The sequence below is a fragment of the Gordonia amarae NBRC 15530 genome (genome assembly GCF_000241345.1).
Taxonomy (GTDB): domain Bacteria; phylum Actinomycetota; class Actinomycetes; order Mycobacteriales; family Mycobacteriaceae; genus Gordonia; species Gordonia amarae.
Genome location: NZ_BAED01000019.1, coordinates 1 through 18,032, shown reverse-complemented (window position 1 = coordinate 18,032; position 18,032 = coordinate 1). Strand labels below are relative to the sequence as shown.

Annotated in this window: 15 protein-coding genes; 3 read left to right on the top strand and 12 right to left on the bottom strand. The window is 68.9% G+C overall.

Going from position 1 to position 18,032, the window contains the following annotated elements; genetic code table 11:
* Positions 1-3 precede the first annotated feature (3 nt).
* The 6 genes from GOAMR_RS04440 to GOAMR_RS04420 form a co-directional block, all read right to left on the bottom strand.
* Positions 4-813, bottom strand: coding sequence for an ABC transporter permease (locus GOAMR_RS04440; RefSeq protein WP_005183202.1), 810 nt, complete (start codon positions 811-813; stop codon positions 4-6).
* 8 nt (positions 814-821) lie between these two features.
* Complete coding sequence (locus GOAMR_RS25315; protein ID WP_005183201.1) at positions 822-1,076, bottom strand: hypothetical protein; 255 nt, start codon at positions 1,074-1,076, stop codon at positions 822-824.
* Positions 1,077-1,100: 24 nt separating this feature from the next.
* Positions 1,101-1,631, bottom strand: a complete 531-nt coding sequence (locus GOAMR_RS04435; RefSeq protein WP_005183200.1) for an ABC-2 family transporter protein — start codon at positions 1,629-1,631, stop codon at positions 1,101-1,103.
* A gap of 58 nt (positions 1,632-1,689) precedes the next feature.
* On the bottom strand, positions 1,690-2,139 hold the full coding sequence (locus GOAMR_RS04430; RefSeq protein ID WP_005183199.1) for a TetR/AcrR family transcriptional regulator: 450 nt from the start codon (positions 2,137-2,139) through the stop codon (positions 1,690-1,692).
* A 130-nt stretch (positions 2,140-2,269) separates the two neighbouring features.
* Positions 2,270-3,736, bottom strand: coding sequence for a carboxylesterase/lipase family protein (locus GOAMR_RS04425; RefSeq protein ID WP_005183196.1), 1,467 nt, complete (start codon positions 3,734-3,736; stop codon positions 2,270-2,272).
* Between the two features lie 90 nt (positions 3,737-3,826).
* Positions 3,827-4,723: an extracellular catalytic domain type 1 short-chain-length polyhydroxyalkanoate depolymerase gene (locus GOAMR_RS04420; protein WP_040514399.1), complete on the bottom strand. Its 897-nt coding sequence runs from the start codon at positions 4,721-4,723 to the stop codon at positions 3,827-3,829.
* Positions 4,724-4,890: 167 nt separating this feature from the next.
* Here GOAMR_RS04420 and GOAMR_RS04415 point away from each other — a divergent pair, with 167 nt between their 5' ends.
* The gene (locus GOAMR_RS04415) at positions 4,891-5,910 is read left to right on the top strand and encodes a beta-ketoacyl-ACP synthase III (protein WP_005183190.1); all 1,020 of its coding nucleotides are present in this window, start codon (positions 4,891-4,893) and stop codon (positions 5,908-5,910) included.
* A 91-nt stretch (positions 5,911-6,001) separates the two neighbouring features.
* Here GOAMR_RS04415 and GOAMR_RS04410 read toward each other — a convergent pair whose 3' ends face one another.
* Both GOAMR_RS04410 and vapB read right to left on the bottom strand, forming a co-directional pair.
* Positions 6,002-6,376: a PIN domain-containing protein gene (locus GOAMR_RS04410; RefSeq protein ID WP_211599611.1), complete on the bottom strand. Its 375-nt coding sequence runs from the start codon at positions 6,374-6,376 to the stop codon at positions 6,002-6,004.
* A gap of 35 nt (positions 6,377-6,411) precedes the next feature.
* Entirely contained in the window at positions 6,412-6,636 is a 225-nt protein-coding gene (vapB, locus tag GOAMR_RS04405) for a type II toxin-antitoxin system VapB family antitoxin (RefSeq protein WP_040514372.1), read from the bottom strand.
* Between the two features lie 100 nt (positions 6,637-6,736).
* Here vapB and GOAMR_RS23490 point away from each other — a divergent pair, with 100 nt between their 5' ends.
* Both GOAMR_RS23490 and GOAMR_RS04395 read left to right on the top strand, forming a co-directional pair.
* Positions 6,737-7,363 (top strand): helix-turn-helix domain-containing protein, encoded by a 627-nt coding sequence (locus tag GOAMR_RS23490; RefSeq protein WP_005183183.1) that lies wholly within the window; start codon positions 6,737-6,739, stop codon positions 7,361-7,363.
* Complete coding sequence (locus GOAMR_RS04395; RefSeq protein WP_005183179.1) at positions 7,360-8,559, top strand: HipA domain-containing protein; 1,200 nt, start codon at positions 7,360-7,362, stop codon at positions 8,557-8,559. Before GOAMR_RS23490 ends, GOAMR_RS04395 begins: the two co-directional genes overlap by 4 nt.
* 10 nt (positions 8,560-8,569) lie before the next feature.
* Here the strand turns inward: GOAMR_RS04395 and GOAMR_RS04390 are convergent, their stop codons facing one another.
* From GOAMR_RS04390 to GOAMR_RS04380, 4 genes are all read right to left on the bottom strand, one after another.
* Entirely contained in the window at positions 8,570-8,824 is a 255-nt protein-coding gene (locus GOAMR_RS04390; RefSeq protein WP_005183177.1) for a hypothetical protein, read from the bottom strand.
* Positions 8,825-8,930: 106 nt separating this feature from the next.
* Positions 8,931-12,272, bottom strand: a complete 3,342-nt coding sequence (locus GOAMR_RS23485; protein WP_050942589.1) for a hotdog family protein — start codon at positions 12,270-12,272, stop codon at positions 8,931-8,933.
* Positions 12,273-12,428: 156 nt separating this feature from the next.
* Positions 12,429-15,560, bottom strand: coding sequence for a beta-ketoacyl synthase N-terminal-like domain-containing protein (locus tag GOAMR_RS23480; RefSeq protein WP_005183171.1), 3,132 nt, complete (start codon positions 15,558-15,560; stop codon positions 12,429-12,431).
* Positions 15,557-18,032: SDR family NAD(P)-dependent oxidoreductase (locus tag GOAMR_RS04380; protein ID WP_005183168.1), on the bottom strand; the 2,476-nt coding region annotated here is incomplete at its 5' end. The genes GOAMR_RS23480 and GOAMR_RS04380, both read right to left, overlap by 4 nt.

The following is an 18,032-nucleotide window of genomic DNA, read 5'->3' as shown; positions in this document are numbered from 1 at the left end:
CGGTCATCCTCCGCCGCCCTGGTAGTGACGTACCCCGACACGCCAGGTGAGCAGCGCCAGCAGCCACGCCCAGACCGCGGCGACCGGGCCGCACCAGCCCAGCCACGACGGCAGCCATGACGGTCCCGGCAGACCCAGCAGTTGCACGGCGGGCAGATAGGCGGTGAACGCCATCGGGAAGGCGAAGACGAACAACACCTTCAGGGGCTTGTTCCACACCGATGCGGGCTGGGATGCCGCGTACCGGCCGCCGTACACGACCGCGTTGGTGGCCTCGGCGCCGTCGATGAGGAAAAACTGCATGCCCGCCGCCCACACAAAGGCGGCCGCGAAGATCGCGAACCCGCAGGCCACCGCCAGCACCACCAGCGCCGCCTTCGCCACCGACCAGTCGATGTCGGCCAGGCACAGGCCGGCGGTGAGCGCCACCAGACCGACCACGGTGCGGGCCAGGCGCCGCAGACTGATATCGCTCGTGATCAGCTGCAGCAGCACCGGCTGGGGCCGCAGGTAGAAGGCGTCGAGGGTGCCGGCCCGGATGAAGTCGGGCAGCCGGTCGCAGTGCCCGAAGATCATGTCGGCCACCGAGTACGCGCAATCGGCGAGGCCGAACACCAGCAGCATCTCGGTGAACCCGACACCACCGATGCGCGGCACGTTGTGGAACAGCACCCACACCTCGGCCAGCTCGATCAGCCCGACCAGCAACGAGCTGGTCAAGTCGATCCGGAAGTTGCCGCGGTGGCTGCGCTGCGACCGCATCCGCGATCCGATGACCGCCCGGTACGCGGCGACGTCGGCCTGCCAGGTCATGGTCCGCCTCACCCGCCTTGGATTTCCAGGTGCCGGTGCCCACGGACGGTCATCCGTTCCCCCACCACCGCCAACGCCGCCAGCCAGGCGAGCTGGACGAGGACGGCGACGACGGCGTCGCGGCCTGTGCTCATTCCGGTGAGCACGTCGACCGGCGTCATCAGGGTCGACGGGAACGGCGTGCAGTGGGCAAGGGTGCGCAACCAGTCCGGGAACAATCGGACCGGCACGAACAGTCCCGCCAGAAAACCCGACGCCACCATGTAGGCGATCTGGATACCGCGCGTTTAGACCAGCCAGAATCCGCTCACCGCGACGAGATAGCACGCGGCGATGGAGATGAGTGCGCCGAGCACGACGCTGAGCAGGCCGAGCAGGTACGGCCATGGTTCGGTGGGCATCGCCATCCCGACGACCAGCGCGCCGATCGCGATGCTGGGCAGGGCGCGCGGGATCAGGGAGAACAGTGCCCGGCCGAGTTCTGCGGCGTACGTCGCGGCGACCAGGTTCACCGGGCGCAGCAGGTCCACCACCACCGATCCGTCCTTGATCCGGTCGGCGAGATCGCTGCGGCCGTTGAGGTTGATGCTGCCGAGCAGGCCCTGCGACACCCAGATGTAGGCGCTCATCGTGGCGGCGTCGTAGCCGCGCACCGATCCGCCGGCCGCGTCGACGGTGGCCAGCAACAACGCGACCTTGAGAAAACCGAAGGTCACGTTCGCGATCAAGCCGCCGAGCGCGGCCAGCCGGTAGGTGGATTGCCGTCGCCACCCCGCCCGGAACAGCCGCCAATATGGCATACCCCCGTGTGCGCGCATAGGGGCGTGACGTTAACCGGTCACGGCACCGGCGCGCAACGGAAAAGCCGGGGCGGGGTCAGGAGATGTCGCCGATGAGGTAGCGCTGCAGGGTCGGGGCGATGGCGTCGGCGAGTTCTTCGGGGGTCATCGACCTGATCGGTTCGGCGCGCGCCACATAGCGCACCACACCGACCCCGACGAGCTGGGTGGCGCACAGACCGGCCCGCCTGGTCACGTCGTCGGCGCCGAGACGTTTGAGCAGCGGTCCGAAGATGGGACCGATCAGGCTGTCGTAGACCACCTCGACGGTCTTGGCCATGCCTCCGGCGGAGATGGCCTGCGCGGCGAACGGACCGCCTTCGGCGAGATCCCAGGTGTTGATGAGCATCTGCACGGTGCGCCGGCCCGCCTCGTCGACACTGCCGGAGACGATGCGGTCGATGAAGACGGGCGCGCCGAACGGCAGCCGGAGTTTACGGGCGGCCGCGTCGAGAATGCCGCCGCTGGGATCCTTGCTCTTGCTCATTCCAGCAAGCGTGGCCGCCCGAGGTCACCATCGCAAGACGGCACACCGCAGCGGGCCACGAATCATCCCGCGACGCCGGGTTCGGTGGGAGCCGCACGCCGAAGGGCGGCGGCTCCCACCCGGACACCGGTCAGCGTTCCCAGTGCCGCCTGTCATGCGGACGCGGATCGGACTGCACACCCGAGGTGGTGTTGAACACCATCGTCGAGCGGGTGGTGTGGTCGTAGGCGGGCCAGCCGGGATCACCGGTGACGGCGAAATCGATCCATGCCTTGTGCATGGCGGCCGCCAGCCCCTTGGGTGCCGACGGACCGGTCAGCGCACTGTATTTCGCTCCGTCCAGGCTGTCGAAAACGAACGGCACCTCCAGCGCATGGCAGGACCCCAATCCCGGGACCTGCGGTGATTCCCACTGGAACTCGTACACGTAGGTTCCGGGATGACTCTCGGCCAGCCGGAGCGCGGGAGCGCGGAAGTAGGCGTCGGTCATGAAGGCGGCTGTCAGGTCGCCCCAGGACTCGTCGGAACGGTGCTTGCGGTAGGCCTTGACCGTGGCCGCGGGCTTCTTGGCCCCGGCAGTGCGCGCATACACATAAGGCACGAACGGCGGCACCTTCGGAGCTGATCCGGTCGGCGCCAGAAACAACCTGCCCTCGTGGGCATTGGAACCGACCATCAAACCGACATCCGAGCTCGCGCCGGCCGCGATCGCCGTCTCGGGCAGGCCGGGAACGATGGTGCCGTCGATGACCGGTTCGAACGGCAGATGGTTGGCGGCGACGTCACCCCACAGGCGTTTGAACGGCTTCTTGCTCACCTCCGCCGCCAGCGCCGATTGTGCGGCGAGAATCGCCTGGGGATCGGCGGCCGCGACGGCCTCGCGGTTCGGTTCCACGCCGAGGATCTTGGCGTACCTGCGGGCCACCTTGACCGCGCTGCCAGGGCTCATCGCGATATGGCCACCGCCGGACTGCACGATCGCACGACTGAACAATCCTCGGGCGGCGGGGGCGGCCAGTAGTGTCGCGGTGCTCATTCCGCCGGCGGACTCACCGAAGATGGTCACCTTGTCGGGGTCACCGCCGAATGCCCGGATGTTGTCACGCACCCACTCCAGAGCCGCGATCTGGTCGAGGATTCCCAGATTGGGTGTGCCCTCGCCAAACCAGAGGAAGCCGTTGACGCCGAGGCGATAGTTGATGGACACCATGACGACGCCGTCACGGGCGAAGGTCGTGCCGTCGTAGATTCCGCCTGATCCGTTCACGAAGGCGCCGCCGTGGATCCACACCATGACCGGCCGCGGGTCGCCGCCGATGGCCTGCTCGGGTGTCCACACGTTGAGGTTCAGATAGTCATCGCCGTCGTTGACGACGTTGGCGAGCAGTTTATCGATCGGCGGCGGGTAATCGCCCTGCGGTGCTGTGTGCCCGTAGTCGAGCGCATCACGCACCCCGTCCCACGGCTCCGGCGGTTCCGGTGCCCGGAACCGGCGATCCCCCACCGGTGGCGCGGCGAACGGCACTCCCTTGAAGGAGGCGACCCCGTCGACGACGGTTCCCCGGACGAAACCTGAACTTGTCTTCACTTCGGTCATCGTCTGAACGTACGCTGCCGCATAGTGACCCCGATCACGGGATCCCCACAGCGGAACACACCGCCCCGGACACGGGTACCGAATCTGCCCTCAGCGCGGGTGCGCGGCGAAGAACCGCCAGATCTCGGCGGTGGCGTGGTACGGCGACGTCGGCCAGTCGTGACCGCCGCCGGCAAGACTCACCAGCCGCACCTCTCGTCCACCGGGACACTGCGCGCTGGACGTGGTGACCGTGCCGGTCACCGTAGTCCGGGGCGGTGCACAGCCATTGGCGGCCCGGAACGTGGCGTTCACCGCGGGGATCGCCGGTCCGTCGACTCTGGCCTTACCGTCGAGACTGAACGCCTGCCCCGGACCACCGCCGTAGGGCACTCGTGGATCGGCGGTCCCGTGAACCTGCAGGACCGACATCTTCCGGGGCGCCGGGCATGCCGTCACCAGCGTGCCCGCCACCGGCGCGACCGCGGCGAAGGTCGTGCTCTCGCAGGCAATTCGCAGAGCGAGCATGGCTCCGTTGGACATTCCGGTCGCGTAGACGCGCCGGGAATCTATCGGGGTGAGGCGGGCGATTGTGCGCACCACCGCGTCGACGAATCCGACGTCGTTGAGGTTCGCCGACGCCGCCCCGCCGCAGCAGCTTCCCGCGTTCCAGGACCTGCGCACCGCGTCGGGGTAGGCGACGACGAAGCCACCGGCCTCGGCCTGCTGATCCCAGCCGTACGCCTTCTCGGCCTGGCGGGCCGATCCGAAACCTCCGTGCAGGACCACCACCAGCGGCGCACGCCGCGCCGCGGTCGCCGGGCGATAGATCCGGAAGCTGCGATCGAGGCCACCGAACGTCAGCGAATGCGTCGATGTCCCGACCTTGATCGCGGGCTCGCCGTGGGCCTCGGGTGCCCGCCTCTCGACCGCGATCAACGCACCGCCGAGCACAATCGCTCCGATCACGATCACAGCGGCCAGCATGCGGAAACGAGGACGCGTCATCATCCAAGTGTGACCCACCGAGGGCAACTGTGGGCGACACCCGAAGCACGTTCGGCCCGCGGACAACCTGCCTGCGACTGTGTGACCGCCATCTACTAGGTTCAGCAGCAGGGCATAGCTCTCATATGACGCCGCTCCACGTCGACAGCAAAGGACAACCCACCTCCATGGTCACGTTCGCGACTCCTACCGGAACGAACAACATCGGCATCCTCGGAATCGGTGCGTACCGTCCCCAGCGACTGGTCGCCAACGACGAGATCTGCGCGAACCTCGACGTGGACAGCGAGTGGATCTACACCCGCACCGGCATCAAAAGCCGCCGCTTCTGTGGTCGCGACGAGAGCATCACCACCATGTCGGTGGAGGCAGGCCGGGCCGCGCTCGCCAATTCGGGACTGACCGGCGCCGATATCGACGCCCTGCTCCTGGCCACCAGCACCCACGGACGCTGTATCCCCTCGGCCGCGCCGCCGGTGGCCACCGCGGTCGGTGCCAACGGGGTGCCCGCGATGGATGTGAGTGTGGGCTGTGCCGGGTTCGGCTACGCGATGTCGTTGGCGCAGGACATGATCCGCTCCGGCAGCGCCACCCGCGTGCTGGTGATCGGGGCCGAGGAGATCTCGATGTCGCTGGATATGACCGACCCCGGGGTGAGCTTCATCTTCGGCGACGGCGCGGGCGCGGTCGTCGTCGGCCCCACCCCCACCCGGCAGGTCGGGCCGGTGGTGTGGGGCAGCGAGGGCTCGCAGAGCGAACTGATCCATCAGTCGATGGACTGGAAGGACTACCTGCTCGGCGCCAGCCACACCGACCGCCCCTACATGCGGATGAACGGCACCGCCGTATTCCGTTGGGCCGCTTTCGAGATGAGCAAAGTAGCCAAGCGCACCCTGGAACTCACCGGCATCACCGCCGACGACCTCGACGTGTTCGTGCCGCACCAGGCCAACGCCCGCATCAACGAACTCCTGGCGAAGAACCTGAAGATGCGCGACGGGGTTCCCGTCGCCGACAACATCGAATACACCGGCAACACCGCCGCCGCCTCGATCCCGCTGGCGATGTACGACCTGCTCAAATCGGGCCGCGCCAAGCCCGGAGACACCGCCCTGCTGCTCGGTTACGGTGCGGGCCTGAGCTATTCGGGCCAGGTCGTCGCCATGCCGCCCGCCCCCACCGTCTGATCCCGGTGATCGTGAATATTGCTGCCAGCTCCGGATTCCGGGGCTGACAGCGACATGCGACTTCGCTGGTGTCCGGCTACCGGCAGCAGAATCATGTCGACGCCAAAGTCTCCACTGTCTGCCCGGTGATGTCGGCGATCAGATCGAAGTCCTTGTCGACCGCAAGAACCGTGAGCCCCAGTTTTTCCGCGGTTGCCGCGATCAACAGATCCGGGATTGACGGGGCACGATGCTGTCCCCGATCAGCAAGCATCATCTGCACCTCGAACGCTCGATCCTCCATCGCCGGCGTCAGGTGCTCGATCGGCATGAGCGACAGCGGCGGGATCACGAACGCACGACGCCCGGACTCCCCCGACCGCACCGAAAATCCCAGTTCCAGACGGGTCACCGTCGACATCCGCACGAGGCCGCGCTCGATGCGTGCGTTCCATTCGTCGAGCCGCGCCGCCTGCCCCATCTGCATTCTGGCGTAGGCCGACTTATCGATCAGCCAACTCGTCACCGCCACGCGGCGTCCATCACGTCCGGATCCGCCAGATCGGCGAACGTCTCTGCCGACCGTTGCCAATCACCGGCCGTCACCGAAACGTCAGTAGGCACCATCGCAGTGCCTTCGAGCTTTCGCCGCAGATACTCATTGCGGGACAGTCCCAACGCTGACGCCTCGGCGTCAATGCGCTCGACCGCAGCCTCACTGATCCCCCTGATCAGCACATTCGTCACGACAACCACCTCCACCGGCAATGATATCGCGATATCGCCCGCCAGTTCCCAGTGAGTCCGGCCAGCCGTGGATCGGCCTCCTCAACGGTATACTTGTGCAATGGATGTCGCCGAAGCCGCGGACCGTCTCGGTGTCACCCCGCGCCGGGTGCGAGCGCTGATCGCGGCCGGACAGGTCAAGGCCACCAAGGTCGGGACGTCGTGGCAGGTGGAGACGTTGCCGGACTCACCCCGTCACAGCCGCCCCCTCTCCACTCGCTCCCGGCGAATGCTTGTTCACGCACTCCAGTACCGGACGCTGCGCGGGCTGTCGGGTACCGATCGCGCGCGGACCGCTGCCCGTATCCGCGCACTGCGTGCCACCGACGACCCCGCTCCCCTGCTGTCGGACTGGTGGGCCGGCAGCCCCCACGACGACAGCGGCCTGTTCGAGACCCAACTCATCGCCAACGCAGCAGAGGGCAACACAGACTACATTCGGTACTCCGTCAGTCAGCATCGTTACGAATATCTGCGCGATCCCGATGAGCTCGCCGACGTCGTCGCCACCGAACGCACGATCCGGGGCTGGTCGGTGCATCAACTCGCCGACACCGCCGGCACCGACCCTGCCGACGTCCGGCTGATCGAAAGAGGCAGACCGGCACCGCTTCGTGCGGTCCGCCGTACCCTGCGTGCCCTCGATGTCGAACCCACCGCACTGCCGGATCTACAGGCCACACCGTGACCCGGTACCTCGAAGCATGGCTCGACAACCGGCACGTCGGGCGATTCATCATCGATGCCGATGCGACGGTGTTCCGCTACGACGAGGACGCGCCGGAGACTCCCATATCGCTGTCACTACCACGTGAGGGCAGCGCGACCAGGCGAGCCGCCGCGAGCTTCCTGGAGAACCTTCTTCCTGATCACGAGCACACCCGTGTGCGCCTGGCCGCCGCCTATGGCGCCCGCAGCACCGAAACCGTCGAGCTACTACAGAAGGCGGGCGGCGACATCGCCGGCGGACTGGTTCTCCTACCTGCCGATACCGAACCCAAAACCATTGCAGCCGAGATGAATCCAGCGCTGGACCGTGATATAGCCGACCGTATTCGCAGTATCAAGCACGATCCTGACGCATGGGCGCCAGGAGACCTTCCGGCGCGCTTCTCACTCGCCGGCACACAGGGAAAGTTCGCCATCGCGGCGATCGACGGCGACTGGTACTGGTCGAATGCAGCGGTACCCTCGACCCATATCGTCAAACCCGGACGCCCCGACCTTCGTGGAGTCGAGGATGCCGAACTCGCCGCACTCAACCTGGCACGTGCTGTCGGCGTCAGCGCACCGTCGGCGAGCATTCTTCGGGTTGCCGACCAACACGCTTTCGCCGTCGAACGCTTCGATCGCGCTGCACAGACGGGACCACTTCCCCGCCGCCTGCACGCCGAGGATCTCGCGCAGGCGCGCGGGATCGGCCCCGACAACAAGTACGGTGTCACCGCGAGGCAGGTGATCGACACCCTGCGTCCCGTCGATGCTTCAGGAACGCTTGTCACGTCGTTTCTCACGCAGCTGGCGTTCAACACTCTCGTCGGCAACGCCGACGCCCACGCCAAGAACTACTCAATCCTGCTCGGGCAGAACGGAATCACGTTTGCGCCGATCTACGATGTCGTCCCGGTCGGCCTGTACCCGGCCTACGACCAGAAACTCGCGATGCGAATCGCCGGCGCCCGCATGGCCGCCGAGGTCACCATCGCCCACTGGCGGAAACTGGCCCGAACCTCCGGCCTCAATGAGGATGCGGTCGCCCATCTGGTCATCGACATGGCCCGAAACGTCCTCGAACACAACGACAGCGCCTGGAATGCGCTGGACTTCGATCAGCGCACGATTGTGCGAACAGCCGTCGCCCGCAACGCTGAACGGCTCCAGTAGGGATCCTTGGTCAAACCTGGTCAGGGTTGTTACGCGACACTGCGCCGTTATCCGCGACCTTGGCTCGCTTCCGCTGGGCCACGACGTAGTCCACTCCGATGAATGTCGGGACGAAGGCCACCACGAGGACATAACCCCACCAGGTGCCCACTTTCGCCCATGCACCGACAAGGGCGAATATCCATGCGACCAGGACGACCGGCACCCCGATCGCCGGACGTCGCTTCACGAATTCGAGCAATGATTCATGCTGCGATCCCGCCATCGCATGCGCCCCCAGACGTCGGAAACCCGGACTATTCGGACGTCAGGATAACAATGACTCCACCCCGCGACGGGTGCCGCGGGGTGGAGTCATTCAGCGGGATGCGTCAGGCGCGGACGGCGCGCACACCCATCTTCTTCGTTTCGTAGATGCACAGGTCGTCGACCCAGAAGGTGCCGTTGAACACGACGAGAGTGCCGCGTTCGTCGGTCTCCACCGACAGGATCTCCACCGCCGAGCGGGCCAGCTTGGCCAGCGGGGTGACCTGACCGCGGAAGCTCCAGTCGAAGGATTGGTCGTGGGCGACCTGCTCGAAGTGCGTGGCTCCGTCGGCGACGCCGGCGAGCCGGGCTGCGGCACGGGCACACTGCTGCATCGCTTCCAGGCCGAGCGAACCGGGCTGCACCGGGTCCTGGAAGAAGTGCGCCTTGAAGAACCACGCCTCCGGGTGCACGTCGTAGATGGCGACCGCGCGGCCCAGGCCCGCATCGCCGGCACCCGGCCAGAACTTGACGCGGTCGAGCACCTGCAGGCGGCCCTGATGCAGATACGGTGCACCGGACAGTTCTGGACCCAGGTACTCGACATTCACCGGGGCCTCCGCGTTCAGCCCGTCGAGGGTGAACTGCGGCGACTTCAGGCCGACCTGATTCTCCATCGCCTCCGGTTTGAAGAAGCCGAACGCGGTGTTCATCGTCATGACCACTTCGTCGTTCTGAGTGCAGACGACGTCGAAGAAGCAGATCGTCGAACCGCCGCCCTCTGCGTAGCGTTCCATCGTCGTCGACACCCGCAGCGTGCCGACGAGGGCCGGGCGGAGCTGGGTGATGTTCTTGCCGTCAAGGTTGCGGAACAGCACATCGTCGGGACGGTTCGCGGCGAAACCGTTGTACGAGGAGAGCCAGCCACACGGCTGCAGCAGGATCTCGATCAGCACCGACAGCGGCACCGCATCCGAGTGGGTATCGGCCAGGTACCAGGCGTCGGCCGGCACATCGTATTCGGCGACGCAGGTGCCGCCCTTGGTGGGAACCCCGGGCGGACTGTCGACGCTGATGATGCGGGAGACGAAGTGGTACGGCTCGTCCGGCAGACGCGGCGCGCGGCGGGTGCCGTCGAACGGCTTGTACAGCTCACCGAACGCATCCGAGGGCATACCGCGACCGCAGGCGAGGAGCGCACCGTAGTCGCCGCGGACGTCGGTGGTGCCTTCCAGGATGTGCACCGGGCCGGGGGCGCCGGGCGGCATCGGCCAGTCCGGGACCAGCCGGATACCGAAGCGGCGGGCGTGGAATACCTTGAAACCGTCGCTGCGGCACAGCAGCGCCGCGTACACGGTCGGTGTCGGGCCGTCGATGATCTCCTCGATGAACACCTCGTAGTCGAGGGTGTGGTCGGCGTTCGGGATGACCTGCCCGCGGCACACGAACCGGCTCATCTCGTCGGGCACCGGCTCGAAACGCCAGCCGTCGTGCTCGATGGTGAAACCGTAGGCGGCCATCGCGAACGACAGCGCCTGCGTGGCGGCGTCGGCCATCAGGGTTCCCGGCATGCACGGGTCGTTCTTGAAATGCCCGCTGTAGAACCAGGAATCGGCCGGGACGTGCGCGCGGGCACGCAGGTAACCGCGGCCCCACGGTCCGCCCTCGGGATCGAACTCGGCGATCTCGTCGAACAACCGCAGCCGGCCCTTCGGCAACGACGGGGTGCGCGAATGGGCGGCGGCCCGTTCGAAACCCGCACCGAAGCAGGTGTAGGCGTGGCCGTCGACGTAGGCCGCCAGCTCCTCGGCGGAGAACGACCGCTTGGTGGTGACCTGCGGCGGGGTATCGCGGATCGCACCCTCGCGGGGGGCGTCGTCGGCGGCGTCCCACAGCACACCGTCGGAGTCGGCGAGTTCGGCGTCGGAGAAGAACCCGGCCTGACCGTTGCGGACCGAGATCATCAGCCGGTCGCCGATGTAGCAGTCGTAATGGAAGAAGAACAGCCGCGTGTCGCCGGTCTTGGCGTGACCGTCGATGTGGATCTCGTAGTGCAGCGTCTCCCCGCCCTTGGGCAGCTCACCCATGAACGTCAGATCGCAGCCCAGCAGCCGGTACACGCGGTCGCTGCGGTTGCTGAAGTCCGCGCCCAGCCACGAGGCGAGAAGCAGGTCGGCCTGCCCGGATTCGATCACCACACCGGGCGACATCCGGCCGTTGTGCATGTACCAGGCGTCGGGGTCGACATCGGTTTCGGTGACGATGGTGCCGGTGCCCATGGTGCCCGGTTCACCGTCGATGCTGATGACGCGGTCGGCCAGCAGCAGCGGTGGTTCGGGCATCCGGACGAGGCGTTCGTAGTTGTCGTACTCGGCGAACCTCGGCCCGAAGACCTCCGAAACCTTGCCTCCGGCAAGCACTTCGAGCTGTTCCCGGGAAAACAGCACGGTCCCGGGTGCGGCGGCGGGTTCCTGCGACGGCGCAGGCGGTGCCGGAGCGGGTACCGGGGCCACGGGTGCGGGCCGGGCAGCGGCAGGTGTGACCGGGGCAGGCGCGGACGCCGGTGGAGCGGCGGATGCGGGGGCCGGGGTGACCGGGGCGACGAATGCCGCCGGTGCGGTGACGGCCGGGGCCGCAACCGGTGGGGCGGTCACGACAGTGGTGGCCGGTGCGGATCGCGCCACCACACGTCCGGGCAGCTCACCCCGGCGTCTGGCGACCATCGCCAGCATCGCCTCGCGGGTCTGCAGGAAGGCCGCGTGCGCCTGCGCCTGACGTTCGACGAAGGCGGTGTGCGCGGCGCTCGCCGAGTCGACGATGCCCAGCGCTGTGGCGGTCTGGTCACCGACGGCCGCCGGCGCGGCGATGTTCACCGCCTGTCCGGCCACTGCCGGTGCTGTCACATACTCGGTCTGGGTGACCACGGTCTGCGGCAAGGCCAGCGCGGGTGGGTACGACGGCGCCGGCGGCATGTATTGCGCGGGCGCCGCTTCGGCTGCGATGGTCGCGGCCGCGCCGGTGGTCTCGGGTGCTGGCATCTGGGCACTCTCATTCTGTGCTGGCGAAACGGCTGCCGGGGAAACGGCCACTGGTTCAGGAACTTTCGGCGGTGCGACGGCAGGGCCGGCGGTGTGCGCGGCGGCGACACGCGGCGGGGCGGCCGGAGCTTCGGCCACGGTGGCACCGGGCACGTCGACGATGTCGGGCCAGTGTCCGGCGAAGCTCAGGGTGCGTGCGGTCTCCGCCCGGGCGCCGCCCTGCTGGGACCGGAGCGCCTCGATCCGGGCGTCGAACCCGTCCGTGGCGACCGGAACCCCGTTGACCCACAGCTTGGCGACGGTTTCGGCCAGGGCCCGCAGACCGCGGCGTTCCTGGGCGTCGAGGGCGACCGCGACGTGCGGTTGGTCGCCGAGGATCTTCGGGATCGCGGCGGTCAGGATGCCGCGCGGCCCATGTTCGACGAACACCCGCACACCGTCGGCGTAGGCCTGCCGGATGGTGGCCGGGAAGTCGATCGGTTCGAGTGCCTGCCGGGTGATCGCGTCGGCCGCGGACTCCCGGGTGGGGGTGTACGCGCCGGTGACGCCGTTGCTGTAGAACCGGACACCCGGTGCCTCGAAGGTCTAACGCGAGTGGATGCGGTGCCACACGTCGGTGAACGGGGTCATCGCCTCGCAGTGGATCACCATGTCCAGACCGAGATACATGCTGGGCGGGTTGCCGAGCGCCTCGATCACCCGCTTGCAGGCCTGCGGATCGCCGCCAATCACGCAATCGTCGGGCGCCTGGACGATGGTCATGTAGGCGCGCGGTTCGGCGGCCAGCACGGCGTCGATCTGCTCGCGCGGGGCCCCGATCCGCCAGCATTCCCACTCGGTGGGTGTGCTGCCCACACCCCAGGCTTCGCCCGCGATGCGGCAGTCGCCGGTGATCTGCCGGCCGTACATGCCGGACTCGGTGATCTCGGCAAGCATCGGCCGCAGATCCCGCCACACACCGAATGCCATGAGCGAGTTGGTTTCTCCCGAAGACAGACCGATCGCGGCGGTCGGCCGCAGACCCAGCACTGTGCGGGAGAACTCGGCCTGAGTCTGGCAGACGACGGCGCAGCCGGTGAGCTGGGCGTAGGCGTCGAGTTCGGTGATGCCGTCGCCGAACAGCTCCGGAACCAGGTCAGCTCCGCCCGGGAACCGCTGCGCGAGCGCCTCGGCCACCTCGGGCCAGGCCAGCAGCAGGTCGCGACCGGCACCGGGATAGGCGGCGGCCGCACCGGTGAAGGCGAATCCGATCTCTCCGCTGATGGGTGCGTCGGCGAACACGATGCCCGGTCCGGCCGGGGCCGCCCCCCGTGCCAGCTGGTCGGCGGCCCCACGGCGCAGGGTGTCGAGGGTGACCTCGTTGTCGGCCACCAGGGCGCAGCGCACCGGCCCGTCACCACCGGGCACTCCGCGCTGCAGGGCGTCGAGGAGTTCGGCGCGGCCGGCCGCCGCATACCGCTGCGAGATCGGCACCGGACCACGCGCCAGCGGAGCCGGTGCATCGACGTCGACACGAACACCGATCCCGCCGGTACGGCCACCGAGCGCGGACACGCTGATATGCGCGGAGTTCTCCCCCGGTGCGGGTTGGGCGCCGCTGGGTTCGACGCGGACACGGGAGCCGAGCGCCATCACCTGGGCGGCGATCTCGACGGCCGCCGACGCGGCGTGGGTGCGCCCGAACCGGCCGGTGGCGAATGCCGCCGAGGTCGTGTCCGGGCGGCTGTCGGTGTCGAGGACCGCGAGGATCGGCTCACCCGCCGCCTCGGCATCGGCACGACGCTTGAGCACGAACACCACCGCGGCGTCGCCGTGCGGCAACGTCGGATCGCCCGCCACCGCGTCGGCCGCCCGTTCGTGGGCGGCCTCACGGCACAAGTCGACGGCGCCGGCGACCACGGTATCGAGTTCACCGCTGCGCAACGCGCGGGCCGCGATCTGCAGCGCGGTGATCGCGGACAATTCCTCGCTGGACACGGTGAACCCGAAACCACGGAAATCTCGTTGCGCGTGAACACGATTGGCCGGGATGTTGGGCATGGTGCCCACCACCCCGTCGGCGGTGAGCTGCGGTGCCGCGGCGGCGTTGGCCTCCAGCCAGGCGTCGTCGTCGGCGTGCAGCACCCGCAGGCGCTGGCGGCCGATCATCGCGTCGCAGCCCATGCCGATCACGACACCCGTGCTCTCTCGTTCGGAACCGATCCCGCGCAGTGCCTGTGCGGCGGCGCCGAGCACGGTGGTCTGCTGTGCGAGGCTGCCCTTGAGTTCACTGGGCGGGAAACCCAGTCCGGCCAGTTCCAGCCGCACCTCCTCGAGGGCGGCCGGCTCGGCTTCGGGGCCCAGTGCACGCCTGCGGAATTGGTCGACGTCGGCGGTGTCGCCGGTGACCGCGCCCAGACCGCAGATGACGATGTCACCCGCGGGTGGAGTCGGTGCGATCGCCGGAGCGCGGTGTTCGGCCGGCACATAGTTCTGGACGATCAGGTGGGCGTTGTTGCCGCCGAACCCGAAGTTGCTGACCGCCGCCGTCTTGACGGTCCCCTCCCACGGGGTGGGTTCGGTGATCAGGGTGAACGGGGTGTCCGCCAGCGCGGGGGTCTGGGTGTCGCACAGCGACGGCGGCAGCGCGCCGGCCTCCATCGCCGAGAGCACGTTCACCAGGCTCGCCGCACCGGAGACGGTGATCGTGTGGCCCAGGTTGCCTTTGAGGGCACCGAGTTTCAGCGGTGCGTCGCCGTAGGCGTCGCGGAGGCTGTCGAGTTCGGTGGCATCGCCCAGGACGGTCCCGGTGGCGTGGCAGTCGACGTAGTCGACGTCGGCCGGGTTCAGCCCGGCCTGGGCGAGCGCGGCACGCATCGCGGCGGTCTGCCCGGACGCGGCGGGCGCCAGGATGCCGCTCTGGCGGCCGTCGTTGGACAGCCCGACACCCCTGATGACCCCGAGAATGCGGTCGCCGTCGCGTTCGGCGTCGGCGAGGCGTTTGAGGGCGACCAGCGCCGCACCCGCCGACGGCACCAGACCGTCGGCCTCTGCGTGGAACGGCCGGGACCGCCCCGACGGGCTCAGCGCGCGCAGCGAGGTGAAGCCCAGATGCAGGAACAGGTCGTCGGCGCCGTTGACGCCCCCGGCGAGCATGACGTCGGCGTCGCCGTCGTGCAGGGCGTCGCAGGCGAGCTTGATGGCGTACAGCGACGACGCGCAGGCGGCGTCAAGGGCGAAGGCGGGCCCGTCGAGGTCCAGCGCGCCGGCCACCAGGTGCACCGGCAGCCCGGACGAGAACCGGTTGCGCGGATCGACGTCGCCGCCGGTCCACACGCTTTCGACGAATGCCGTGTTCATCGTCGACGGATACGACAGATTGCCGACGATCAGACCCGTCCGTTCCCGGGCGGCACCGGCGGGCAGCGCCTGCTGTGCGCAGTGAGCCACCCACCGCACCAGCGGATCCAGGCGCTCGACGTCAGGGATCGGTGAGCTGAGTCCGGTCAGGTTCAGCGCCGAGTCGTCGACGTTGCCGCCGGTGGCCGAGGCCACCCGCAGACCCGGTCTGTCACTGGCCGCGAGTGCCGCCGGATCCACCCCGCGCCAGCGATCGCGCGGGGTGGGCGCCAGCAGGCTGCGCCCGGCCAGGGTGGCGTCGAACAGGTCCTGCGGTGTCGGTGCTCCGGGCAGCAGGCAACTGCGGCCGACGATGGCGATCGGCGCGAAATCGCTCACGCGGTGGCACCGTCGGCATTGCCGGCGACATAGAACTCGACACCTTCGAGCGCCGCGATCGGTGCGCCGTCGGTGGTCTCGAACACGATGTCGTAGTCGACGCGCTTGTCGCCGAGCGGGAACGCCGCCAGGCGGCACCGCACGTCGCCGGAGGCGGGGAACGGTGCGGTGAACACCGCGCGCCCGATGCTGATCGGCAGCACCAGCGGCATGCCCTGCGCGGAGGCCCAGAGGATGCCGAGTTGCAGCGCACCGTCGAGGGCGGCGGGATCGGTTGCCCACTCGCCGCCGGTCCAGCCGGCCTCGCCCTTCACCTTGAGCAGGGCCGATCCTCCGGCCTGCCCGAAGGTGGTCAGCTCGTCGATCACCTGGAACGCGGGTCCGTGGAACAGCGGTCCGGCGTACGCCTCGGCGACCCCGAACGGCCACGCCCCATGTCCGGCGTCGGCGACCGACACAGGCTGGTCGGCGGCCGATCCCGAGTCGATGCGCGCGCTGTAGCGGGCGCGCCCGGCGGCGTCGCGGACGGCGACCGCGTAGGTGGCCTCGTCCGGGGTGAGTTCGATGCTCAGTGCGTGCTGCTCCCCGGCCGGGAAGGTGACTCCCGACAGCACGTGGAAGTCACGCACCACGGGTGCGTCGGCGGGGATCAGTCCGCGGACGGCGTTCAGCATGGCGTCGAGGGCGAACACGACAGGGACCACGACATTGCCGCGCACCTGGTGGTCGGCGAGGGCCGGCTGGTTCTCCACGGAGATATCCCAGGCCAGCGTGGTGGACCGTAGCTGCGGTTTCGCCGGTGCGGCGACGACGACGGCGGTGGCCGGTGCCCGGCCGAGTGCGTGGCGGGCGAAGAACTCGGCGCCCTCACCGATCGGGATCACCCCCACGCCTGCCTCGGTGAACCGGCTCTTGAGGGTGGCGTCGACCATGCCACCGTCCCACGGTCCCCAGCCGAACGCGCGGACCACACAGTTGTCTCCGCGGCGGCGCGCTTCGCGGGCGGCGATCGAATCGAGCGCGGCGTTGGCCGAGGCATAGGCGGCCTGGCCGGGGTTGCCGGCCCGGGCGGCGATCGACGAGAACAGCGCGATGAACCGCAATTCGTCGCCCGCGGTGGCGGCCAGCAGGTTCTCGGCACCGATCAGCTTGGTGCAGAACACCCGCAGGAAACCGTCGTCGTCGAGATCTTCGAGACGCTTGTCGGCGAGGACACCGGCGCCGTGGACGAGGCCGACGATCGGGCCCAGGCTCTGGCGGACCTGGGCGAGCGAGGCATGCAGCGCCTCCCGGTCGGTGGTGTCGGCGGCGAAGTACTGCGCGACGGTCCCCTGCTGGGCGGCGGTGGCGAGGGTCTCGCGGACCTCGCGTGTGGCCAGCAGTTTCTCGGCGGCGGCACGGGCCTGCGGCAGGCTCAGCGACTCACCGCGGGCGCGGGCCGCCGACGCCAGTGCCGTGGCGATCTCGGTGGCGGTGGTGCCCGCGGGTTCGTCCGCCGATTCGGGCTGCAGCGCGGTGCGGCCCAGCAGTGCCAGGCGCAGCCCGTGCTGCTTGGCCAGCGCGAGCGCCGAGCGTGCGGTCACACCTCGTGCTCCGCCGGTGACCACGACGACACCTTCGGCCGGGACCGGAATGGTCTCGCCGACCTCGGTGGCGTCGACCTCCTCGACGGCGACGAGGCGAGTGCCGTCGGCACGCAGGGCCACCTCCACGCCGCTGCCGCCGGCGAGCAGTTCGGCCGCGATGCGCTCGGGGTCGAGGGTTTCGATGTCGATGGCGCGGACCGAGGCGTTGGGCCATTCCCAGCCGGCGGTCTTGACCAGGCTCGCGATGCCCGTCGGGACATCGCCGCCGGTGAAGGTGCCGCCGGTGGCCTGGATGGTGACGAACACTCGGGTATCGGCGCTGCTCTGGGCGACGGCGCGGGCGGCGTGGAAGGCACGCACGTGCATGTCGACGCATTCCTCGGGGGTCCGGACGGCACCCAGCGCGGCCAGACTGATCACCGAACCGGCACCTTCGGGGACCTCGTCGACGGCGCGCGCCTTGATGCCGCGGGTGACGAGGACCTGTTCGAGGGCGTCGGCGAACGCCGGGTCCTCACGGGTGATCACGACCTCACCGTCCTGCAGGCCGCCCATCGCGAACCCGGCAGGCGGAACGACGCGCAGACGAGCTTCGGTGCAGCTCAGACCTACCGCGGGTGTGGGCTCGGGCGTGGCTGCCGGTGCGGCAGCGGTTTCCGTGGGTGCGGCAGCACCGGTGAAGCCGGCGACGGAGTTGACCACGTCCTGCAGGGTCCGCATGGATGCCAGCTCGGAGCCGGGGATCTCGGGGGCGCCGGGGTACTGGGCCTGCAGCGCCGAGAGGATCTCGACCTGCTTGATGGAGTCGATACCGAGTTCGGCCTCCATCTCCATGTCCAGGCCCAGCATGTCCGCGGGGTAGCCGGTCTTCTCCGACACGATCTCC

Excerpts from the sequence above, each read along its gene's own strand:
- GOAMR_RS23490 (WP_005183183.1), top strand. The coding sequence starts at position 6,737 with ATGGATGTCGCCGAAGCCGCGGACCGTCTCGGTGTCACCCCGCGCCGG.
- GOAMR_RS04410 (WP_211599611.1), bottom strand. The coding sequence starts at position 6,376 with ATGCAGATGGGGCAGGCGGCGCGGCTCGACGAATGGAACGCACGCATC.
- GOAMR_RS04425 (WP_005183196.1), bottom strand. The coding sequence starts at position 3,736 with ATGACCGAAGTGAAGACAAGTTCAGGTTTCGTCCGGGGAACCGTCGTC.
- GOAMR_RS04415 (WP_005183190.1), top strand. The coding sequence starts at position 4,891 with ATGGTCACGTTCGCGACTCCTACCGGAACGAACAACATCGGCATCCTC.
- GOAMR_RS25315 (WP_005183201.1), bottom strand. The coding sequence starts at position 1,076 with ATGGTGGCGTCGGGTTTTCTGGCGGGACTGTTCGTGCCGGTCCGATTG.
- GOAMR_RS04430 (WP_005183199.1), bottom strand. The coding sequence starts at position 2,139 with ATGAGCAAGAGCAAGGATCCCAGCGGCGGCATTCTCGACGCGGCCGCC.
- GOAMR_RS04390 (WP_005183177.1), bottom strand. The coding sequence starts at position 8,824 with ATGGCGGGATCGCAGCATGAATCATTGCTCGAATTCGTGAAGCGACGT.
- GOAMR_RS04435 (WP_005183200.1), bottom strand. The coding sequence starts at position 1,631 with ATGCGCGCACACGGGGGTATGCCATATTGGCGGCTGTTCCGGGCGGGG.
- GOAMR_RS04440 (WP_005183202.1), bottom strand. The coding sequence starts at position 813 with ATGACCTGGCAGGCCGACGTCGCCGCGTACCGGGCGGTCATCGGATCG.
- GOAMR_RS04420 (WP_040514399.1), bottom strand. The coding sequence starts at position 4,723 with ATGACGCGTCCTCGTTTCCGCATGCTGGCCGCTGTGATCGTGATCGGA.